Here is a 4,400-nt window from a genome sequence, read left to right as displayed (position 1 = left end):
CTCGAGGGCGTGGGCGCTTGCGTCGCTCATAAAATATAAAAATTAAAAGGTGTAAAAATGATTAAATTATTCGTCGTTTTCCTTGGGGAATAAATGATATCCGCCGGGACCTTCCAATGCCCACATAATCATCCCGATCACAGCAACAGAACCAGCGAGGATTGGAACCGTGTAATCACGAACTAATTCACCACTTGGATCTATATTGCGGTGAAAAAGCATACCTATGGCCAATCCAAATAATCCGAGTGCAGTTACCAATGGCCACCACGAACGATCTGGCATGTGTACACCGTGGTCGTCCAACGGTTCTTTTTCGGCATGGTTTTCCCGGGGTCCATAGTTGTTCTCCCACGCTTGATCCTTAGCTTTTATAATAGGAGTTCGTGCAAAGTTGTATTCTTTTACTGGAGAGGAGAGTGCCCATTCCAGAGTGCGGGCATCCCAGGGATTACTTCCAGCAGGTTTTAATTTTTTGTTAAAGAAGGCACTTACGAATTGATAAATTCCAATGACAATACCTACTCCTAAGATAAACGCTCCAATTGTCGCGATTTGATTCCAAGTTTCAAAACCGTGACCTTCATTGTAGGTATGTGTTCGTCTTGGTTGGCCAATCATTCCAAGGTAATGCATGGGAAAGAAGGTCAGGTTAAATCCAAGAAACATTAGGGTGAATACAAATTTCCCCAGTTTTTCGTTCAACATGCGTCCAGTCATCTTCGGCAACCAGAAGTAAAATCCACAAAATAATCCAAACAATGCTCCTCCAATAAGTACATAATGAAAGTGGGCGACCACAAAATAGGAGTCTTGATGCTGAGCATCAATCGGTACCGAGGAGTGCATGATACCAGTAAAGCCACCTATCATAAACATGGTTATAAATCCAAGGGCGAATAACATTGGGGTATCAAAACGAATGCGACCACCCCACATAGTTCCGATCCAGTTAAAAATTTTAACACCAGTAGGGATTGCGATTAACATGGTAAGCATGGCAAAAGCAGAGGTCGCAACAACGCCCATACCAGTAGTAAACATGTGGTGACTCCAAACGGCAAAGCCCATAAATCCAATAATAGCACCTGAGAAAACGATTAATCCGTAACCGAAAAGGGGTTTGCGAGAAAACACAGGGATTACTTCTGATACAATACCCATGGCTGGAAGAATGAGGATATAAACTTCCGGATGTCCAAAAATCCAGAATAAATGCTGCCAAAGGTGGGGTTTTCCGCCTTCTAAAAAGTCATAAAAATTAGTTCCATAAGTACGATCGAACATCAATTCAACCAAGGCAATAGTAATGGCCGGGAAAGCCAAAATGATTAAAAAACTGACGATCAATGTCATCCATGTAAACACGGGTAAACGCATCATGGTCATGCCGGGAGCTCGCATGTTTATGATGGTTGTTATGAAGTTAAAAGATGCGAGCAAAGAGGCAACCCCGAGGATTTGTAGTGAGAAAATCCAAAAGTCAGGACCCATATCTCCGACAACTTCAGCAAAGCGGGTATCAGTAAGTGGTGCATAACCGAACCATCCGATAGCTGGGGATCCACCAGTAAAAAACCAACTTAGATTAAGAATGAGACCACCACCAATAAAGCACCAGAGACTGAGTGCGTTCATCCGAGGGAAAGCAACATCTCTAGCCCCAATCTGTAGGGGCATGAGGTAATTAAAAAAGGCTGCACTTAGAGGCATGATTACAAGGAAGACCATAGTTGTTCCATGCATAGTAAACATTTGATTGTATTGGCGGTTGGTCAATACATCCATGTTATGATCCCACAACTGAGACCGTATGAGAAGTGCCTCAAGACCACCAACGATAAGAAAGAAAAGTGCGGTCATACCGTACATCAAACCAATCTTTTTGTGATCGATTGTTGTCAGCCAATCGATAAGACCGGTTGTATGTTGACCAGGCCTTGGAAAGACTTGCGTCTTGGCCTTGTTTTCAGTGTCGGGAGCGAGGTATTTGATCGATTCAGTAGCCATGGCGATTCGTATGTTTGGTAAGTGCTAGAAAGGTATTAGGACTGCCCAAGAAGGTAGGCAATTAATTGGTTCACTTTTTCATCATCGTCTTGAAGATTGCGAAGGGGGTGACGGTCGTCTATGCCCTCACCATTCCACATCAGGTTACCAAATTTGATTTCATTTGAGTTTTTGAGCCATTTTGAAAGGCTTTCTTCATCATTACGCATCCAACCTGCGGCAAGAGAAGTTCTCAGGCCATAGAGGGTAAGGTTGGGACCCTTGGCTCCTAGTCCGGTTCGGTTGACGGCGTGACATTGCACGCATTGTAATGAGGAGAAGAGTTGTTTTCCCTTCTCGTAGTCGTCTGAGTGGGCTTTTTCCCAGGCACCCGGAGCAACTTGAGGGGATTGACCGGGCGAAGTTTTCCGAACAGAACGGTATTCGCGATTTGCACCAGCACCTAATTTATTGTCAGCAAAGGAAACATAAGAGTTTTTAATGTATGAGGTTTGTGGATCGTATGATTTGGTTTGAAGGTTGGGGTTTTGAGCGTTTTGAAAACGCTTAACCCATTGATCAAAATCCTCGTCGGTTTGCGCAAGTGCACGGAAAGACATGTATGCATGAGAGTTCCCACAGAATTCAGCACACTGTCCGTAAAATAAACCACCAACAGGTTCGAATTCATCAGTAAATTTTTGCTTAGCAAACACCTTCGAGCGCATGGTGCCATCATGGACTGCAGGCATGGCAGTAGCCGCGTCGGACTCACCCATTATTTTTTTCTGGTCTGCAATAAACCACATGAAGTTTTCCTGCCCAGGCATAAGATCCATCTTGCCGGCAAGCTTGGGTACCCAAAAACTGTGGATTACATCTTCGGTGCGTAAATTAATACGCACTGCTTTAGTGGCTGGAAAAACAAGTTCATTGGCAGTGACGATACCAAATTGGGGATATTCAAATACCCAAAAGAATCTCTTGCCAGTAACATTTACAGTAATAGCACCGTCAATTTGACTGCGATCCAAGCCTAATTTCTCAAGGGATTCTGAATCATTGGCGTCAGGCACACGGTTGAGTAGGACAATGCCCTGAAGGGTAGGAACAGCTAAAATCACAAGAATGATTGAAGAGGCAATAATCAAACCAGTTTCAATGAATGAGCTGCCGTGTGACTGAGGTGGAATCTCTTTAGCTTCCTCAGCATTTTTTGCCCGGTATCTCCACAGAACATAGAGTAGGCAACCACCGACTGTGCAAAACAGAAAAATGGTGATCCAAACTGAAAGCATGAAAACATCGTATTGGTTTTGCGATACGAGTCCTTTGGGGTCTAGGGCAGACTGTTTGTGATCGATACGGGAACAGCTTCCGGCGAGTAGGAGGAATAATCCGGAGAAAAGGTTTCGAAATACTGAATGATTTGCAAAGAATGAGATCATTTTTAAAGTCATAGATAGCGGTCAATTACTAAGGCGGCAAAAAGGAGGGGGAGATATATGATAGTTACGAAGAAAAGTTTCTTGGCAGAATGATCCCGGTTTTTCGAGGTAAGGAATCGAATGGCTGGGAACAATAAATAAAGGGACAGAATAACAGATGAGGCAAGATAGAAGAGCCCAGGTTGGGGTTGTTGGAGTTTTAAGAAGTAAGGAGAAAAAACAAAGATGGTGAGTAAAACGGTGTAAACCAAACTTTTGCGAGCAATCGCCCGCCCATCAGAATCACCCAGTTCATGGAGCTTGAATCCCCCTTTGGAATAGTCTGTCCGAAAATTCCAGGCGATGGCCATGAAATGGGGGAGCTGCCAAGTGAAAAGAATCCCAAATAATATCCAACCATAGGTGGTTGGGGCACCCTCGGCAGCGACCCAACCAATTAACGGAGGAAGGGCTCCAGAAACGGCACCAATCTCAATGGCATAAGGGCTAATTTTTTTAAAAGGAGTGTAAATGAGAAGATAAACAATAAGGGTAGCGAGAGTGAGAATAGCCGCCCACGGGTTGGTGCCAACCCACAGAATGTAAAGACCAAGTGAAGATAGAGTAATTCCAAATACCAGAGCAAATTCGGGACTGATTAATCCAGAGGGTAGAGGGCGGCTAGCAGTTCGAGCCATCAAGGAATCTTCTTTTCGTTCCATCCACTGGTTTAGGGCGGCCGCTCCACCTGCCGACAATGCTGTACCAATTGTAAGTGAAATGAAAATCGCTAAATCTGCTTGGAGTGGTTCACGAACTAAATACCCGAGAGATGCAGTAAATACCGAAAGCAAAGAAAGCCTAGGCTTTGTTAGCTCATACATACCATGCACAGAGAAACCCGGCGAACTTGAAAGCGAGCCGGGGTGGGGCTTGGCTGGTATTGGTTTTCCTAGACTCACGTCAGTAGAATTTCTAATAGAA

At 44.2% G+C, this 4,400-nt stretch carries 3 protein-coding genes; all 3 read right to left on the bottom strand.

The genetic code is table 11. The features are described 5' to 3' along the window. Positions 1-66: 66 nt before the first annotated feature. Entirely contained in the window at positions 67-2,010 is a 1,944-nt protein-coding gene (gene ctaD / locus ACKPQ4_RS00225; protein WP_407679196.1) for a cytochrome c oxidase subunit I, read from the bottom strand. Between the two features lie 35 nt (positions 2,011-2,045). Then, on the bottom strand, positions 2,046-3,437 hold the full coding sequence (locus tag ACKPQ4_RS00220; protein WP_407679195.1) for a cytochrome c oxidase subunit II: 1,392 nt from the start codon (positions 3,435-3,437) through the stop codon (positions 2,046-2,048). An 8-nt stretch (positions 3,438-3,445) separates the two neighbouring features. Further along, positions 3,446-4,400, bottom strand: a 955-nt coding sequence (gene cyoE, locus ACKPQ4_RS00215; RefSeq protein ID WP_407679194.1) for a heme o synthase, incomplete at its 5' end; no start/stop codon positions are given.

The sequence above is a fragment of the Candidatus Chordibacter forsetii genome, assembly GCF_964187505.1.
GTDB classification, from domain to species: Bacteria; Verrucomicrobiota; Verrucomicrobiia; order Opitutales; family Seribacteraceae; genus Chordibacter; species Chordibacter forsetii.
Note: the sequence above shows the minus strand (reverse complement) of the source record. Positions and strands in the feature narration are given on the sequence as shown.

Bases quoted from the DNA above. Each gene is read 5' to 3' on its own strand.
- ctaD (WP_407679196.1), bottom strand. From the start codon at position 2,010: ATGGCTACTGAATCGATCAAATACCTCGCTCCCGACACTGAAAACAAG.
- ACKPQ4_RS00220 (WP_407679195.1), bottom strand. From the start codon at position 3,437: ATGATCTCATTCTTTGCAAATCATTCAGTATTTCGAAACCTTTTCTCC.